Annotated in this window: 14 protein-coding genes; 12 read left to right on the top strand and 2 right to left on the bottom strand. The window is 39.0% G+C overall.

Features of this window, described 5'->3' with window-relative positions; translation table 11 throughout:
* Nucleotides 1–73: 73 nt before the first annotated feature.
* From DTA23_RS08125 to DTA23_RS08100, 6 genes are all read left to right on the top strand, one after another.
* Nucleotides 74–433 carry an S-adenosylmethionine decarboxylase family protein gene (locus DTA23_RS08125; RefSeq protein WP_112374385.1) on the top strand — a complete coding sequence of 120 codons (360 nt, stop codon included), beginning with the start codon at nucleotides 74–76 and terminating at the stop codon, nucleotides 431–433.
* Between the two features lie 52 nt (nucleotides 434–485).
* On the top strand, nucleotides 486–1,076 hold the full coding sequence (locus tag DTA23_RS08120) for a hypothetical protein (protein WP_112374384.1): 591 nt from the start codon (nucleotides 486–488) through the stop codon (nucleotides 1,074–1,076).
* 153 nt (nucleotides 1,077–1,229) lie between these two features.
* Nucleotides 1,230–1,856, top strand: a complete 627-nt coding sequence (locus DTA23_RS08115) for a hypothetical protein (RefSeq protein WP_112374383.1) — start codon at nucleotides 1,230–1,232, stop codon at nucleotides 1,854–1,856.
* Between the two features lie 13 nt (nucleotides 1,857–1,869).
* Entirely contained in the window at nucleotides 1,870–2,148 is a 279-nt protein-coding gene (locus DTA23_RS08110) for a DUF350 domain-containing protein (RefSeq protein WP_218565319.1), read from the top strand.
* Nucleotides 2,149–2,359: 211 nt separating this feature from the next.
* The gene (locus DTA23_RS08105; protein ID WP_218565318.1) at nucleotides 2,360–3,598 is read left to right on the top strand and encodes a polyamine aminopropyltransferase; all 1,239 of its coding nucleotides are present in this window, start codon (nucleotides 2,360–2,362) and stop codon (nucleotides 3,596–3,598) included.
* A gap of 79 nt (nucleotides 3,599–3,677) precedes the next feature.
* Nucleotides 3,678–5,192 carry an FAD-dependent oxidoreductase gene (locus tag DTA23_RS08100; protein ID WP_172462353.1) on the top strand — a complete coding sequence of 505 codons (1,515 nt, stop codon included), beginning with the start codon at nucleotides 3,678–3,680 and terminating at the stop codon, nucleotides 5,190–5,192.
* A gap of 105 nt (nucleotides 5,193–5,297) precedes the next feature.
* Here the strand turns inward: DTA23_RS08100 and DTA23_RS08095 are convergent, their stop codons facing one another.
* Entirely contained in the window at nucleotides 5,298–6,197 is a 900-nt protein-coding gene (locus tag DTA23_RS08095) for a flavin reductase family protein (protein ID WP_112374411.1), read from the bottom strand.
* Nucleotides 6,198–6,207: 10 nt separating this feature from the next.
* Nucleotides 6,208–7,182, bottom strand: coding sequence for a fumarylacetoacetate hydrolase family protein (locus DTA23_RS08090; protein WP_112374381.1), 975 nt, complete (start codon nucleotides 7,180–7,182; stop codon nucleotides 6,208–6,210).
* Between the two features lie 317 nt (nucleotides 7,183–7,499).
* Here DTA23_RS08090 and DTA23_RS08085 point away from each other — a divergent pair, with 317 nt between their 5' ends.
* From DTA23_RS08085 to DTA23_RS08060, 6 genes are all read left to right on the top strand, one after another.
* Nucleotides 7,500–8,657 carry a homogentisate 1,2-dioxygenase gene (locus DTA23_RS08085; protein WP_112374380.1) on the top strand — a complete coding sequence of 386 codons (1,158 nt, stop codon included), beginning with the start codon at nucleotides 7,500–7,502 and terminating at the stop codon, nucleotides 8,655–8,657.
* A gap of 31 nt (nucleotides 8,658–8,688) precedes the next feature.
* On the top strand, nucleotides 8,689–9,816 hold the full coding sequence (gene hppD / locus DTA23_RS08080) for a 4-hydroxyphenylpyruvate dioxygenase (RefSeq protein WP_112374379.1): 1,128 nt from the start codon (nucleotides 8,689–8,691) through the stop codon (nucleotides 9,814–9,816).
* Nucleotides 9,788–11,068: a Glu/Leu/Phe/Val dehydrogenase dimerization domain-containing protein gene (locus DTA23_RS08075; protein ID WP_239468715.1), complete on the top strand. Its 1,281-nt coding sequence runs from the start codon at nucleotides 9,788–9,790 to the stop codon at nucleotides 11,066–11,068. The genes hppD and DTA23_RS08075 overlap by 29 nt, the downstream gene beginning before the upstream one ends.
* 825 nt (nucleotides 11,069–11,893) lie before the next feature.
* Entirely contained in the window at nucleotides 11,894–12,673 is a 780-nt protein-coding gene (locus DTA23_RS08070) for an N-formylglutamate amidohydrolase (RefSeq protein WP_112374378.1), read from the top strand.
* On the top strand, nucleotides 12,663–14,495 hold the full coding sequence (locus DTA23_RS08065) for a peptidase MATCAP family protein (protein WP_112374377.1): 1,833 nt from the start codon (nucleotides 12,663–12,665) through the stop codon (nucleotides 14,493–14,495). Before DTA23_RS08070 ends, DTA23_RS08065 begins: the two co-directional genes overlap by 11 nt.
* Before the next feature lie 13 nt (nucleotides 14,496–14,508).
* Complete coding sequence (locus DTA23_RS08060; RefSeq protein WP_112374376.1) at nucleotides 14,509–15,513, top strand: ATP-grasp domain-containing protein; 1,005 nt, start codon at nucleotides 14,509–14,511, stop codon at nucleotides 15,511–15,513.
* Nucleotides 15,514–15,623: the final 110 nt, after the last annotated feature.

Here is a 15,623-nt window from a genome sequence, read left to right as displayed (position 1 = left end):
ATCGTGGATTATTATCGTAAATCATGTAAAACTTTCTATATTTGCGGAAACAAAATTAACCGCATTATTTTTGATGAATGATAAGTATACTCCAGGGAGACACTTGCTTTTGACTTTGCAAGTTGAGGACGTATTGTTATTAACTAGTTTGGATCCATTTTTGGAGTTTACGAAAGATCAGATTAAGGTCAATCATTTAAACATTGTTGGCACTTCGACGCATACTTTTCAGGGGGGAGGATTTACAGCTGCAATTTGCTTAATGGAATCACATATATGTATCCATACGTGGCCTGAGTTTGGACAACTCACATTGGATATTTATTTGTGCAACTATCTGAAAGATAATAGTGATAAAGTCTTTCGATTAGGCCGTCTTTTCAAGGACTATTTTAATGCCATTGTTATTAACGAAACAGTCGTAGATAGATAGTATATGGAAGTTGTTTGTACTGACTGTGGCCATGTTCATAAATTTATTGTGGATGTATCTGATTTCTCTGGTTTTTGTATGTGTCAACTGCCATAGTTATTTTAAAGGTACAACACTGGCAACGCTGACGTTTGTCAAAAAGTTTGAAGTTCCCAAAATCTTGCAATGGGCTAAATTGAATGAATCCATTCAATTTAAACGGATGAATTATAGGATTATAACCAAAATTCTTAGACTTACGACAACAGGGGCTTATGGCAATGAATATGTAGGATTAAATAATGGTAATAAAAATCCGATTTATTTAGCCGATGGTGTTGATTATACAAGTGTTCTACATGCTATTTCCAAGAAAAAGGTGATCGTTACCCCCGATAGCCTTTGTAAATTCGAGAGAGGAAATTATGATTTAACATATACAGATCGCCAGCGCGTCATCTATGCCGAAGGTTTTGTGTTTGAAGATTTAGATGCTGAATCAACTGTCAAGACCTATCTTCGAACGATAGATGAAGATCGTTTTATTTCAGAGGAGTTTATAGACGATGATATCGAATACTATCAAGGTTCTTATATTGACGAGAAGTCATACTTTAGTCTATTTGATTTTTATAAAGATTATAAATTCAAAGTGACCTTGTAGGGCGACAGTTTGAGAAACTTGGGGTTATTTTGGTCTTATTATTAGCATCCATCTTTCTTGCATTAAATTTTAAACAGATCGGAAGTGATGTCTATACTTTTGATGAAACGTTTAAGGTAAAGAAAGCCAGTAGCGAATTTATAGGGACATCTTTTGAAATTAAAAGGAGAGGTTTCAAAAACATTGCTGCTTGAAGGTATATCTGAATCTAAAAATTATCCTCTTTTTCTGGAGATTAAGCTGGTAAATGAAAAAACAAATGCAGTGATCCAAACAAATTCTTTTGTACATGAATATAATGATATTAATTATGCGAGAGGATTGACTGTAGATTTTTGTCGTGTGGAGCCCGGTATTTATCATCTTGTTTTCGTAACATCGTTATCCAATGCTTCCCGAGATATGGCGCTTGATGTCGAGCTCTCTGAGGATTATAAATTAACTTATGGAGGTACAAGCTACATTCTCCTGATCTCCTTTTTGGTAGGAGCGATTATTTTATTGTGGGTCTACCGCTATTGGTCCTCAGAATTAAAAAATAAAGATTTTTTTATAAGACTTGATCACGTAAATCTTTTTAGTATTTTAAAATTTAGAGGTTTAGGGTTTGTTTTGTTCATTTTTGTTGCCGCGTTTACTGTAATAACAGTCCTTGTTAATTCGTCGACCAGTTGTAAAACAACAATCAGCACAAATACATTGGAGGATCATACCTATACGGGCTCTCGAGGACATTACTACCGATCATATTATGATGAAGACGGTTCTGGTCATAAATAAAAACAATATAAACATGAATTACGAATTATTTTATAAAGGAGTAGCAGCTTCATTGATCTACTCAATTGTGGGGATAGCTGTATTGTTGTTGGCTTATTGGGTTATTGAGCGTTTAACCCCGGAAAAATCCTGGGAGGAAATTGTACAGAACAAAAATATGGCCTTGGCGATTGTTTTTGCTGCATTTATTTTAGATATCTATAATTATAGCTGCAGCAATACATGGGTAAGAGAAATAATCTGCCCATATTTCTTTTATTGGCAGTGTTTATCATTGCGACTTGTGGTCTGATCTATGAGTTGGTTGCTGGTGCATTGGCGAGCTACCTATTGGGAGATTCTGTTAAGCAGTTTTCATTTATAATTGGTACATACCTGTTTTCAATGGGGGGTGGGATCGTTTTTGGCAAAGTATATTACCAAAAATTTATTTGATCGATTTATCGATATTGAATTGATGATCGGACTTATTGGTGGTTGCAGTTCGGTCGTTTTGTTTTTTGATGTTCCAGCAGATCGAACATTTTCAGTTTGTGCTCTATTTCTTCGTGTTTCTGACAGGCTGCCTCTGTGGAATGGAAATCCCGCTGCTCATGAATATTTTGAAGGATAGAATACAGTTTCGAGATTTAGTTTCCAATGTTTTTGCCTTCGATTACATTGGCGCTTTGATCGCTTCGGTTTTATTTCCTATACTGCTTATCCCAAAGCTTGGCGTTATGGGTACATCGTTATTTTTTGGTATTATCAATATCTTGGTTGGTGTATTTTTATCGTTCTACCTTTCAAAAAAATTGAAAAATCCAATTTGGATAAAGATAAAATCTGTTTCTTGTTTGGGATTGCTATCCATCGTTTTTTTTTATTCAGATGATCTGTTGAAGTATTCCGAAAGCCAATTATATGGGAATAATATTATTTACAAACATTCTACGCCCTATCAGCGTATAGTCTTGACAGAAAATAGAGGTGATTATCAGTTGTTCCTAAACAATAATCTACAATTTAACACGAAAGATGAATATCGTTATCATGAAGTATTGGTGCATCCAGCCATGTCCATGGCTAAAGATGTTTCCAGTGTTTTAGTTTTTGGAGGAGGGGATGGTCTTGCTGTCAGGGAAATCTTAAAATATCATGAAGTCAAAAAGGTAACGTTGGTCGATTTAGATGAAGGAATGACAAGATTATTTAAGACGAATGAGTTGTTGGTTCGGTATAATCAAGGTTCGCTAAACGATCCTCGGGTAACTGTCATCAATCAGGATGCTTTTATATGGGCCAAGTCGGCAAAGGATAAATATGATGTCATGATTATTGATTTTCCAGACCCTTCTAATTATAGTTTAGGGAAGTTGTTCACCAACAGCTTCTATCAAACGTTGGCAGCTCTAATGACAGATAACACCATGGTCTCGGTACAGACAACTTCGCCCTATTTCGCTCCCAAATCTTATTGGTGTATACATGAGACCATCGGTTCGGTTTTTCCGAATAATATTGCATACCATACTTATGTACCGTCATTTGGAGAGTGGGGTTTTTGTTTATTCGCTATGAATATGCAGCAACGCTTTACTCAATTACGTCGCCGTGTAGATAAAGTTCGTTATTATAATTATAAGTTTGAAGAATTGACAAATTTTCCAGCTGATATGCGTACAACGGAAAAGGTAGAAATAAATCGATTGGATAATCAAATTTTAGTGCGATATTTTGATGAGGAATGGGGTAAAATCTAATCAATCAAGGCGAGGATTTCTCAAAGCTACAGTTTTATTGGCGCTCGGTGCTCAATTCTTACAGGCCTGTCGAACGAAAATGAACCATATTTTTCTGCAGCTAACGGGAACCAATCATATTTTGGGGCACCGGCTTCGATTTCCGGATTTCCCCGCTTCGACCGAAGTAATGGAAGTACCCATCCTGATTGTGGGTGGCGGCATAGCGGGGCTTTCAGCTGCTTATCGTCTACAACAGAAGGGCTATTCTGATTTCATCCTTTTGGATTTAGAAGATGAGGTTGGAGGAAATGCCCGGAATGGTCAGAATGCACATAGTGCTTATCCTTTGGGTGCACATTATCTTCCTATTCCCAATGCCTCCAATAGGGAACTGCTTCAATTTTTGGAAGAATCGGGAATTATAAAAGAATGGACTAGCACAGGCAAGCCCATTTTTGATGAAGAACAGCTTTCGTTTGCACCGCATGAAAGACTGTTTATTCATAATGTATGGCAGGAGGGAATTGTGCCCAGCTATGGGATTTCGGATGCTGAATCCACAGAACTTGCGCGGTTCTTTCGGCAAATGCAAGATTTCAAAAAATTGAAAGGTGTCGATGGTAAATATGTATTTGATATTCCCATGCGTAATGCTTCACAGACCTATGATCGAACGGTTCTTGATGGGCAGGATATGCTATCTTGGCTGAAAAGTCAGGGATATCATACCGAAGCTCTTCTGGAATATGTAAATTATTGTTGCCGAGATGACTATGGTACTGGAATAAAGTGTACTTCTGCATTTGCAGGGATACATTATTTTGCAAGTCGCAAGCACGATTGGGACGACTATCAGGATCTGGTGTTGACTTGGCAAGAGGGAAATGGGCGGCTGGCCTCTCATCTCAAAAAATATGTCAAAGGAAAAGTCTTGAATAAGAATATGGCCTTTCGGATTGACTTCAAAGCCGAGAAAGTAGAAGTTTCTGTATATGACGTAGCTAAAGCAATTACGAAAGTTATAAAAGCAGACCGTATTATAAATTGCTGTCCCCAATTCGTCAACCAGTATTTGTTACCGAATAGAACTTCAATAACTAGGGAATTTCATTATGCGCCCTGGATTGTAGCTACGATTGTCTTGCGTCGCTTTCCTTTCGCTGATGGTGTACCTCTTTCTTGGGAGAATATCATCTATAAGGGGCATGGTTTAGGATACGTTTACGATCAGCATCAAAGCCTAAAGCAATTCAATAGTCCATTTGTAATTAGTTATTATCACAGTTTAGGAGATGGCGATTTAAAACAAAATAGAAAGCAGTTATTTGCTTGGACGGATCAACAATGGAAGAGCTTTATTTTAACTGATCTTGAAAAAGCTCACTATGGAATAGAGAAGGAGATTATTAGTATGGAAATATTTAGACATGGGCATGGTATGATTAGCCCAGTCAAGGGATTTTTGACTTCACAAGCGCGTACTGAACTAGCAAAGTCGATTGGGGGCAAAGTATACTTTGCACACTCCGATTTAAGCGGAATTTCGATTTTTGAGGAAGCTTTTTATCAAGGTTTAGATGCCGTAGATCAGCTGATTGCCGATTTTAGTTAAGTGCGCATTATGACAAATCTAATTGTCTGTTGAGTTTTCACTTTCCATATGTTGATTACAACACAAGGAAAGTGAAATATCTTTATATTCTACGATACTTTAATATTATCCCATTAATAAGATTTGCCACGCTTCATGAAGTTTGCCTGCATCTAATAGTTGGGCAGCGTATTCGTGAACTTTTTGCGTGAATTTTGATGGGCTATCTTCGAAATTTAGCTTCAGATAGTTGAAGTATTTATCTTCTTGCTGTGGGTCTTTTAATGTTGGTTGTGTTTCAACATTAGCCAGCAAGCCCAGGTGATTTCCAGTTAGTACATTCGAAAATCTAATTTTTTCTGGAAGTTGATCTATGCCAATTCCCAAGCTACGGAGGGGCTTCGGGACAATAAATAAGTTTTCGTCGGTTACACGACAATACCAATCACCACCGAGCCTTGCTACCAGATCCAAATCTTTTTGTTGAATGGTATTGTTTTCGCCCAATAAGTGTTTATGAACATGCATATAGAGGATCTCGGCGATAACGAGATTGCCAGCTCCTGGCTCATTGCTTAATGCGACAACCTCTCTGACCCTGCATTCCAGCTGGACTGGCGATTCGGCTACACGCGGTGGTGCCACCTGAATAGAGGGGATAGGCGTAAAACCCGACTTATCAAATTCATTTATTTCCTTGGCATATTCGGTGCTGGCAAGGGATTGTTGCTGGACCATAGCGTAGTTAACGATATTGATGACAACTTCATTAACCTCCTGGATATTATCCAATGTATGTTTGGTACTACCATCACGCATCCTTCGCAATGGAGAGAAAACACAGATGGGCGGCTGATGGGACATCAGGTTGAAATAGCTGAAGGGGCTTAAATTTATGTTTCCATTGCTATCGATCGTGCTTGCAAAACAAATTGGCCGCGGTGCAACAGCGTATTTAATTAAATTATCTATAATCGCTTTGTCTTTAACAGATTCAAAGGTGATGGTTTCAAAGGAAGAGGTCATATCCGTATATTTATGAATGGTATAATACAATAGAATTAAAAAGTTTTCCAAGCGCCGTGATTTCGAGCTCAATCTCATCGCCAAGGTTGAGCCACAGGTCTTTATGATTAGGGTCGGCTATGCGTGCCGTACCATTGAGCTCAAGAAAGCAACCTGTTCCGACTGTTCCAGAGCCGATTATATCACCGGGGTAAAGTTGTACACCATAGGAAACCCGCTCAATAATTTCTGCAAAAGTCCAATGCATGCTCGCAAAATTGCCCGCTGAGACTTGCGTGCCGTTTACTTTACAAGTCATATTGAGCGCATAACAGTCGCCAGTATGTCCTGCTGCAGGTTGAACTTTATAAGGTTCCAATTCATCCTTAGTCACCAAGTAAGGTCCAATTGCTGTTGCAAAATCTTTGCCCTTGGCAGGGCCCAAACTCAATTTCATTTCATCCATTTGAAGTTTTCTGGCACTAAAATCATTCATGATCATATAGCCTGCAATATACTCATCCGCCTGCGCAGCGGGAATATTTATTCCCGGTTTATTGATAACTATTGCGATTTCTAGTTCGAAATCCAGTTGATTTAAATGCAGGGGCATGCATTGAACGGGGCCAGGTCCTTGTATGGACTGATGGTTGGAGAAATAGAAAACGGGAAATTCATCAAATTCAGGGATCATATCTAATCCGCGGTTTCTTCTCGAGGTTGCGACATGCTGTCGAAAAGCGTAAGCATCACGAAAAGATGTTGGCTGTGGCACAGGGGCGATAAGTTGGATATCGTCTAGTAGGCGATAGGGCCTGTTTATAGCGCCGCGACGCAAAGCTGTTTCAAGGATTTGTAGCTGATTCATGGTCTCTTCGCCACCTTTGAGGAAGTCCGACATCGTTGTGGGAAGGTTTTGATCGATGACTGAGCAACTATAAAAGCGGTCGTCTATAACAATGCCCAATTCTTGTTGACCATTTTTAGTGCTAGTGACAATTCTCATATATGAAGTGTTCTATTTGGTTATTCAATGTTGTTAGCATTCGACACAAATATATTGTATAAGATTTGAAAAAAATATTTCTTCTCTTGAAAATAGAAAAATATTCTTACCTTTATTAAAGCATTATAAACTATAAAAAATGATCAATCGTGGTGTACATCGCTTTGCGTCCTCCATGCCCTATGTTGCTTTTAATAAAGCAATCATAGCTGATATCGTTTTTGCACAATACTAATCTTCCCTTTTACTACTTGCCGATCATTCTATTGGCAATTTGGATATTCATTTAATTTTATAACCGTTTAAATCGTAGAATTATGCCATTTTATGTTAAACAAGGGCAAATTCCAATGCAGCGACATACTGTTTTTAGAAAGCCCGATAACACGCTTTATGCTGAGGAATTAGTATCCACACATGGTTTTTCCAGTCTTTATTCCTTAGTGTACCATTGTCATCCTCCCACACTCGTTAAACAAATCAGAGAGCCTTATGATGTGTCTCCCCGGATTGCCCGCGACAAACATCTTAAACATACCAGTCTAAAGGGATTTCAGGTACAGGCAAAAGATGACTACCTCGAAAGCAGGACCCCTGTGTTGGTTAATCAGGACTTACATATATCCTTCGCAGCTCCCCGTCGGTCGATGGATGACTATTTTTATAAAAATAGCCAGGCAGATGAGATTGTCTTCATCCATCAGGGGATGGGAAAACTCAGGACTGGATATGGGAGTATCTCCTTCAAGTATGGAGATTATTTGGTAATCCCCCGAGGAACGATTTATCAAATGGAATTTGAACAGGAAGATAATCGACTGTTTATTGTTGAATCATTTTCTCCTGTACGTACGCCCAAACGTTATCGCAATGAATTTGGTCAATTGATGGAACATGCGCCCTTTTTTGAGCGGGACATTCGGGTACCTCAAAATTTGGAAACTTTTGATGAACTGGGTGACTTTGAAGTGAAGATCAAGAAGCAGGGTATTATTTATCCGTATGTTTATGGGAGCCATCCATTTGATTTTGTTGGTTGGGATGGCTATCATTTTCCATGGGCATTTTCGATTCATGATTTCATGCCGATAACAGGCAAATTGCATCAACCACCACCCGTTCACCAGACCTTTGAAACAGACAATTTTGTATTATGCAGTTTTTGCCCGCGTATGTATGATTACCATCCGCATTCGATTCCGGCACCATATAACCATAGTAATGTAGATTCAGATGAAGTCCTATATTATGTGGATGGCGATTTTATGAGTCGAAAATCTGTGGAAAGGGGACAGATAACGTTACATCCAGGTGGTATACCACATGGACCTCATCCAGGGACGGTGGAAAAAAGCATTGGGCAAGTGAAAACCGAAGAGTTGGCCGTGATGATCGATCCTTTTCGACCACTGATGTTGACCCAAGAAGCACTCGATATAGAAGATCCAGATTATTATAAATCTTGGATGAGTTAGGAAAAATAAACGAATAACCTTTATATAAATTATGGCAAATACATTTGCAGAAAAAATTGCCCAAGCGCAAGATTTTCTACCGATTAATGGCACAGATTATATTGAATTTTATGTTGGCAATGCCAAACAGGCCGCACATTATTACAAAACAGCTTTTGGATTCCAGTCGGATGCGTATGCCGGACCGGAGACAGGTGTTCGAGACCGTGTATCCTGCGTGTTAAAACAAAATAAAATACGTTTAGTGCTTACCACGGCATTGAAATCTGACCATCCTATAACAGCGCATGTTAAAAAACATGGTGATGGTGTCAAAATATTGGCTCTTTGGGTCGATGATGCACGAAAATCATTTGAAGAAACAACAAATAGAGGAGCGAAAGTCTATCAGGAACCACAACTTCTGAAGGATGAAAATGGAGAAGTTTGGACAGCAGGCATTTATACCTATGGCGAAACAGTTCACATGTTTGTTGAACGCCGCAATTATTCTGGTCCATTTATGCCAGGATATGAAAAATGGGAAAGCGATTACAATCCAACGGAAACCGGACTGCTTTATGTTGATCATTGCGTAGGTAATGTCGGATGGAATAAGATGAATGATACCGTAAAATGGTATCAGGATGTAATGGGCTTTGTCAATATTTTATCTTTTGATGACAAGCAGATTAATACAGAATATTCTGCTTTGATGAGTAAAGTGATGAGCAACGGAAATGGCTTTGTGAAGTTTCCGATCAATGAGCCTGCCGAAGGAAAGAAAAAATCGCAGATAGAAGAATACCTTGAGTTTTATGAGGGTGAAGGTGTACAACATGCGGCTCTGGCAACCAAAGATATTGTGGCAACCGTGCGGGAACTTAAAGCAAGGGGAGTAGAATTTTTGGGTGCTCCTCCCGAAGCATACTACGATATGTTGCCCGAGCGAGTTGGAAAAATTGATGAAGAGATACGGATCATCCAAGAACTGGGCATTCTAGTTGATCGTGATGAAGAAGGTTATTTGCTACAAATTTTTACAAAACCGGTAGAGGATAGACCAACTTTATTTTATGAAATCATCCAACGTAAGGGGGCACAAAGTTTTGGCGCAGGAAATTTTAAGGCTCTTTTTGAAGCAATTGAACGTGAACAAGAACGCCGAGGAAACTTATAGCAGTATGGAAGGGATGAAGGAATTATTGGGCGCTTTTGAGCATAAAAGCCCTGAAATTGTTTTCGAATGGAAAGATAGTGAAACTGATGCCAGGGGATGGATTGTTATTAATTCCTTACGTGGAGGTGCCGCCGGCGGAGGTACCCGAATGCGGGCTGGATTGGACAGGCATGAGGTAGAATCTTTGGCAAAAACAATGGAGGTCAAATTTACGGTATCTGGACCTGCAATAGGGGGCGCAAAATCTGGAATTGATTTCGATCCACACGACCCAAGGAAAAATGAAGTGTTGGAACGTTGGTTTAAAGTTGTCACACCGCTATTGAAAAACTACTATGGAACCGGTGGAGATCTGAATATCGATGAAATTCATGATGTCATTCCGTTAACGGAAGAATATGGACTATGGCACCCTCAAGAAGGGATTTTGAATGGTCACTTTAAGGTGAATGAAAGCAACCGTATTCATCAAATTGGGCAATTGCGTTATGGGGTCTCCAAAGTATTGGAGGATAGTTCCTACAGTCCGGATCTGAAGCGTAAGTACAAAGTGGCAGATATGATCACGGGTTATGGGGTGTCAGAGTCAATTCGTCATTATTATCAACTTTTTGGTGAAAATTGCTTTGGGAAGCGAGCGGTAATTCAAGGTTGGGGTAATGTTGCTGCCGCAGCGGCATTTTATCTGTCTAAACTTGGTGTAAAAATAGTTGGTATAATTGATCGCGTCGGAGGACTTATCAATCCGGAAGGATTTGGAGAGGAAGATATTACCCGTTTGCTTTTAGAACGCAAAGGCAATGAGCTTTGTTCTCCGGATTTGATTTCTTTCGATCAGATACAGAAAGAAATATGGAGTCTGGAAACGGATATTTTTGTGCCTGCTGCGGCCTCCCGTTTAGTGTCAAAAGATCAGATCCAACAGCTGATAAATCATGGGCTTGAGGTGATCGCGTCAGGTGCCAATGTACCATTTGCAGATCAGGAGATATTTTATGGTCCTGTGATGGAATTCGCAGATCAGCATGTTGCGGTTATACCAGACTTTATTGCCAATTGTGGTATGGCGAGAGTATTTGCTTATTTAATGCAACGGAATATCGAAATCAGTGATGATGCAATTTTTTCGGATGTTTCCAGCGTAATTTTTGAAGCACTAAAGAAAATTAGGTCGGTTTCTTCTAAAAAGACTCATATTTCATCGAGAGCATACGAAATTGCATTAAAACAGTTGGTAGAAGCCGGAAATTAACCGTAAGAGGCTAAATTCTAATTTGCTTTTGCCGCAACACTATAAAAAAAACACTTGAAGCGGGGAACTTCAAGTGTTTTAACTAACCAATTATTAACCTAAATTTATGAATGCTTTAAACAGTGCAATACCTATGCCAAAACTTATTTTCTTAGCATGAACATATTGTCATTTTTTTGTTATTAAAATTTCTGCCTGAAATTCGATTTTTTTGAAGTTTAGTTGAGAGATCAAAACAGCGTAGACTAAAAAAAACTCGTTGTACAGTTTTCAAAAACTGATGCTCTGAATGATTTTTTTTTGTTTTGTATTTGTCTTAACGTGTTGATAAACAAAAACTCCTGAAGCGGGGAGCAACAGGAGTCTTCCTAACCAATTATTAACCTAAATTTATGAAAAGTACCTATATAACGTAGTAAGTTCAAAAAATGTTTCAGCTGATTGTGTATTTTTTTAATTTTTAACATTTTTTGACTATTTACTGTTGAATTTCAATAAAGTGTACTACTATTTATTTTGTTTTCTTTTTAGGGGAAATAAAAAACCTGTTAGCGGGGACTAACAGGTTTTTTATAAACTAACTAAATTATTAACCTAAATTTATGAAACTATTGAACAATATTCAAGAAAGATGCCAATGTAATGGATCCGTTGGCTGTTTAACGATTTTTAACAGCTGCTTTTCGGATAAGAAGGGGAGCCTCTAATTCTGCAGGACAATCCATTTAATTTTCAAACCTTTTATTGCTCATAAGCGTTTATCTAAGCAAAAGGGGCAGCAATCCATGCTGTCTATTTGACGCAAACTGTTTAAAAAAAAGGTACATGTCTTTAACATATCGCTATCAATTTGAAAATGACGATAGCCCATTTTGGGCTTTTGCCATTCATGATGGCCATCAGGTCGATGCGCATTTGATGCCCTACATGAATATTGCAGAAGAGGAACGATTACGCGAAGAGGATCCTTATACAGCTATTTTGGCGGAATTACCTTGTAATCGATTTGTATCTGGAACTTCCAGGTTTCAATTGGATCTTAATCGAAAACGAGAAGATGCTATTTATCTTTTGCCTGAGCAATCTTGGGGGATACAGGTATGGCGAACAGATCTACCCAATGAACTAAAAGATCAGCTGTATGCTGCCTATGATAGCATGTATGAGGAAATAAGCCAAGCGATTCAGCGTACGATTGATCGTTATGGCTATTTTATCGTGTATGATATTCATAGTTATAATATGCGTCGCGGGGGACCTCAAACTAGTGTGAATAATGCAGCCGATCCTCAAATCAACATTGGGACACAACATAATCACGAAAAATGGCGAATGCTGACTGATCAGGTATTGGAAGTACTACAGACTGGAAAAGATGGACAAGTTTACGACGTACGCGAGAATGTGAAATTTAAAGGCGGATTCCTTTCTGCGTATTTGAATGATAAGTTTGGCGATAAGGGCTGTATTTTTTCTATCGAATTTCGGAAAGACTTCATGGACGAATGGACCGGAGAAGTATTTCCGCAAAAGCTTCAAGAGTATAAGCAACTTCTCTTGCACAGCATTGGAACACTGGAAAATTATTTTGCCTATGAAAGATAATGCGAAACAACTTGCTGGCATTTTAAAAATGATCAAAAATAAGGAGGTTTTCCACGTACAGATTCCCCCAAAAAACAAACTGGTCTTTAATCAAGTTGTTCCTTATCTGTTTTTATACAGACAGTTTTTCAGTCAAGACCCTATGCTGGCAGAGTTGGTTAAATCAGAACCAGCTTATTTTAGGGTAAGAGATCCGCAGATGAATGTTTCTGAATGGATCGCTCCAATCCTCAATCAACTTGTCGAAGAGTTTGGTGCTTGTTTGATTATTGAAGCTTGGGCAGCAGATCCGGCACAGGAGGAAGATATCCAAATTCATATTGCGCGGAAAAATGTACAGGCTATCGCTCAGTATCTAGGCAAGCAACTGCTCACAGAAGAATCGATTTCCAAAGTGGAAATACTGACAGATTCCAAAACAAATGCAACGCAAAGTTTATCTCCTTCGAGCGTACAGTTGGATAACCTGAACACCAATATATTTTATATGGGGCTGGAGATAAAACCGAAATACCTTTTAGGGATAAATCAGCAAATTTTACCGATTGATCTGCGTCATTTCCGTGAGGCCATATCCAGGAGTCTGTCGAAAACATTCTTTGAATTCATTCGCATACATACCTTATCTAAACCTACGGCATTTAAAATAAGCCAGCCTAAAAAGATGCTTCCTTTAGCTTGGGAGATTGATCAGAAATTAGCACGGGAAAGCCAACGATTTGATTTTTTATTATTGGTTACGCCAACAAATTCGTATGATGCCTGGCAGCAATTCAAGAAAGGAAATTACCGAAAAACCCCTGTTTTTCGATATAGACCCATGCCCATTGATCCAGATATTATCAAGAGAAACCTCTATAACTTGCATATCGAAGATTTATTTGATCCTTCCATTGCTTATTTGTTTCGTGATAAACGCAAGGAGCTTGATCAGATGATGACCATGCTGAGTGAGCGGGGAAAAGAAGGATTTTTGTTGGGCAGCATGCAGGTCTTTGGTACTGTCAATGAAAAATTACTAGAAAAGGCACAAGCAATTTTGACAATTACAACAACGGATCGAGAAGCGAGAACGAAAGAAGAGGACATTGTCTATGCCGAGGAATTTGCCAAGCTTGCCCAGGAAGAATTCGATTATCTGAAAAACCAAGATCCAAGCTTTGGCACCACAGTGAGGCTACGGGATGATATTTATGGTGTGATGGTCAATCAAGGTGTACTCAATATAAGTAAGCAGTATAGTTTGCCGCGGAATAGGGTCAAGGCACTGATTCAACATGAGGTCGGTACACATATCGTTACGTACTATAACGGCAAGCAACAGCCGTTCAGTCTCTTTCGATTAGGAGTTCCCGGTTATGAAAAACTTCAGGAAGGCCTCGCCGTACTTGCTGAATATTTGGTAGGGGGCCTGACAAATAATAGACTACGTATTCTGGCAGGCCGAGTTATCGCTGTCCATCAGATGCAGCAAGGCGGTTCATTTATTGATACATTTTCCGTCTTGGTAGACAAGTATCAATTTTTGCCAGAAACAGCTTTTCAAATGACAATGAGGGTCTATCGAAGTGGTGGGCTTACCAAAGATGCATTATACTTGAGTGGTTTAATCGAATTGACCAATTATATCAAGAGTGGACGAGATCTATCCCTATTGACGATGGGTAAAATCCGCGAAGATTATATACCAATCGTAGAAGAGCTTATGTTAAAGGGGGTATTGAAAGCCCCGACCCTAATCCCAAGGTATCTAATGGATCCATACAAGGATGCCTTGTTACACCTCAAAAAAAGTAATGGAATATTTCAAATGATTCAGTAATCAGATATTTTATATGAAGATAGCATTCGTGATCAACCAAACCCATAAAGAAACTGCTCGTTTCACGACGACCCTTTTGGCGTTGAAGGCCCATCAAATGGGGCATGAAATTTATTATATTGGCTTGGCCGATTTCTACTATGAGTCAGCCTATATTGCCGCCCATGTACGAAAAGTACTTCCTGATCAGATGCTTACTTCTGCTAATCAACTCATGGAGGTATTGCGCACAACGGAAAAAACTAAAATGATTTTGGAAGATATGGATGTGGTCTGGCTACGATTTGACCCAGTCCTGGATATGGTTAACCGACCTTGGGCTGCAGCATCGGCCCTACAATTTGCCGCTCTCCTAAAAGAAAAAGGTGTATGGGTTATCAATGATCCAGATAGCCTTAGTCGGGCTAGTAATAAGTTGTATCTTGAGGGATTTGATGAATCTATTCGACCGAAAACAATTGTAACCCGAAATTATACCGATGTCATTGAGTTTTTTGAACAACAGAATAAACTTATTATTTTAAAACCCTTGAAGGGCTCCGGCGGTAAAAACGTGTTTTTAATCAATAAAGATAATCAGCAAAACCTCAAGCAAACGGTAGAGGCTATCGCCCGGGATGGTTATGTGATTGGCCAGGAATATCTTCCGGAAGCTTCCCGCGGTGATATCAGATTCTTTTTATTAAATGGAGAACCTATTTCGATCAATGGTAAATATGCTGCTGTTCATCGTGTACAACAAGGGGACGAGATTCGGAGCAATGTGCATCAAGGCGCAAAGACCCAAGCAGCCATTATTTCACCGGAGTTATTGGTTATGGTCGATAAGATCCGATATAAATTAGTTCAAGACGGAATGTATTTTGTCGGTTTGGATGTGGTGGGAGATCGTATTATGGAAATCAATGTATTTAGTCCGGGGGCATTATGCCAGACAGAAGAAATTGTAAAAGAGGATTTTTCGGCGCTTATTATAAAAAAAATAGCGGAGAGGGTTGCTTTCAGGGAACGAGGTTGATGAGAGTTGACTTTAGGAAGACTGTGTTGTAGAAATCCGATGGAGTATTGTAATGGCGATTTTCAGTAATTATGAATTTGAAATGAATTACATGGATTAAATTCTTGTTA

Origin of the sequence: Sphingobacterium multivorum (genome assembly GCF_900457465.1) — a bacterium.
Classification (GTDB): domain Bacteria; phylum Bacteroidota; class Bacteroidia; order Sphingobacteriales; family Sphingobacteriaceae; genus Sphingobacterium; species Sphingobacterium multivorum.
Note: the sequence above shows the minus strand (reverse complement) of the source record. Positions and strands in the feature narration are given on the sequence as shown.

Bases quoted from the DNA above. Each gene is read 5' to 3' on its own strand.
- DTA23_RS08065 (WP_112374377.1), top strand. From the start codon at position 12,663: ATGAAAGATAATGCGAAACAACTTGCTGGCATTTTAAAAATGATCAAA.
- DTA23_RS08090 (WP_112374381.1), bottom strand. From the start codon at position 7,182: ATGAGAATTGTCACTAGCACTAAAAATGGTCAACAAGAATTGGGCATT.
- DTA23_RS08070 (WP_112374378.1), top strand. From the start codon at position 11,894: ATGTCTTTAACATATCGCTATCAATTTGAAAATGACGATAGCCCATTT.
- hppD (WP_112374379.1), top strand. From the start codon at position 8,689: ATGGCAAATACATTTGCAGAAAAAATTGCCCAAGCGCAAGATTTTCTA.
- DTA23_RS08085 (WP_112374380.1), top strand. From the start codon at position 7,500: ATGCCATTTTATGTTAAACAAGGGCAAATTCCAATGCAGCGACATACT.
- DTA23_RS08125 (WP_112374385.1), top strand. From the start codon at position 74: ATGAATGATAAGTATACTCCAGGGAGACACTTGCTTTTGACTTTGCAA.
- DTA23_RS08095 (WP_112374411.1), bottom strand. From the start codon at position 6,197: ATGACCTCTTCCTTTGAAACCATCACCTTTGAATCTGTTAAAGACAAA.
- DTA23_RS08100 (WP_172462353.1), top strand. From the start codon at position 3,678: ATGAACCATATTTTTCTGCAGCTAACGGGAACCAATCATATTTTGGGG.
- DTA23_RS08060 (WP_112374376.1), top strand. From the start codon at position 14,509: ATGAAGATAGCATTCGTGATCAACCAAACCCATAAAGAAACTGCTCGT.
- DTA23_RS08120 (WP_112374384.1), top strand. From the start codon at position 486: ATGTATCTGATTTCTCTGGTTTTTGTATGTGTCAACTGCCATAGTTAT.
- DTA23_RS08105 (WP_218565318.1), top strand. From the start codon at position 2,360: ATGTTCCAGCAGATCGAACATTTTCAGTTTGTGCTCTATTTCTTCGTG.
- DTA23_RS08110 (WP_218565319.1), top strand. From the start codon at position 1,870: ATGAATTACGAATTATTTTATAAAGGAGTAGCAGCTTCATTGATCTAC.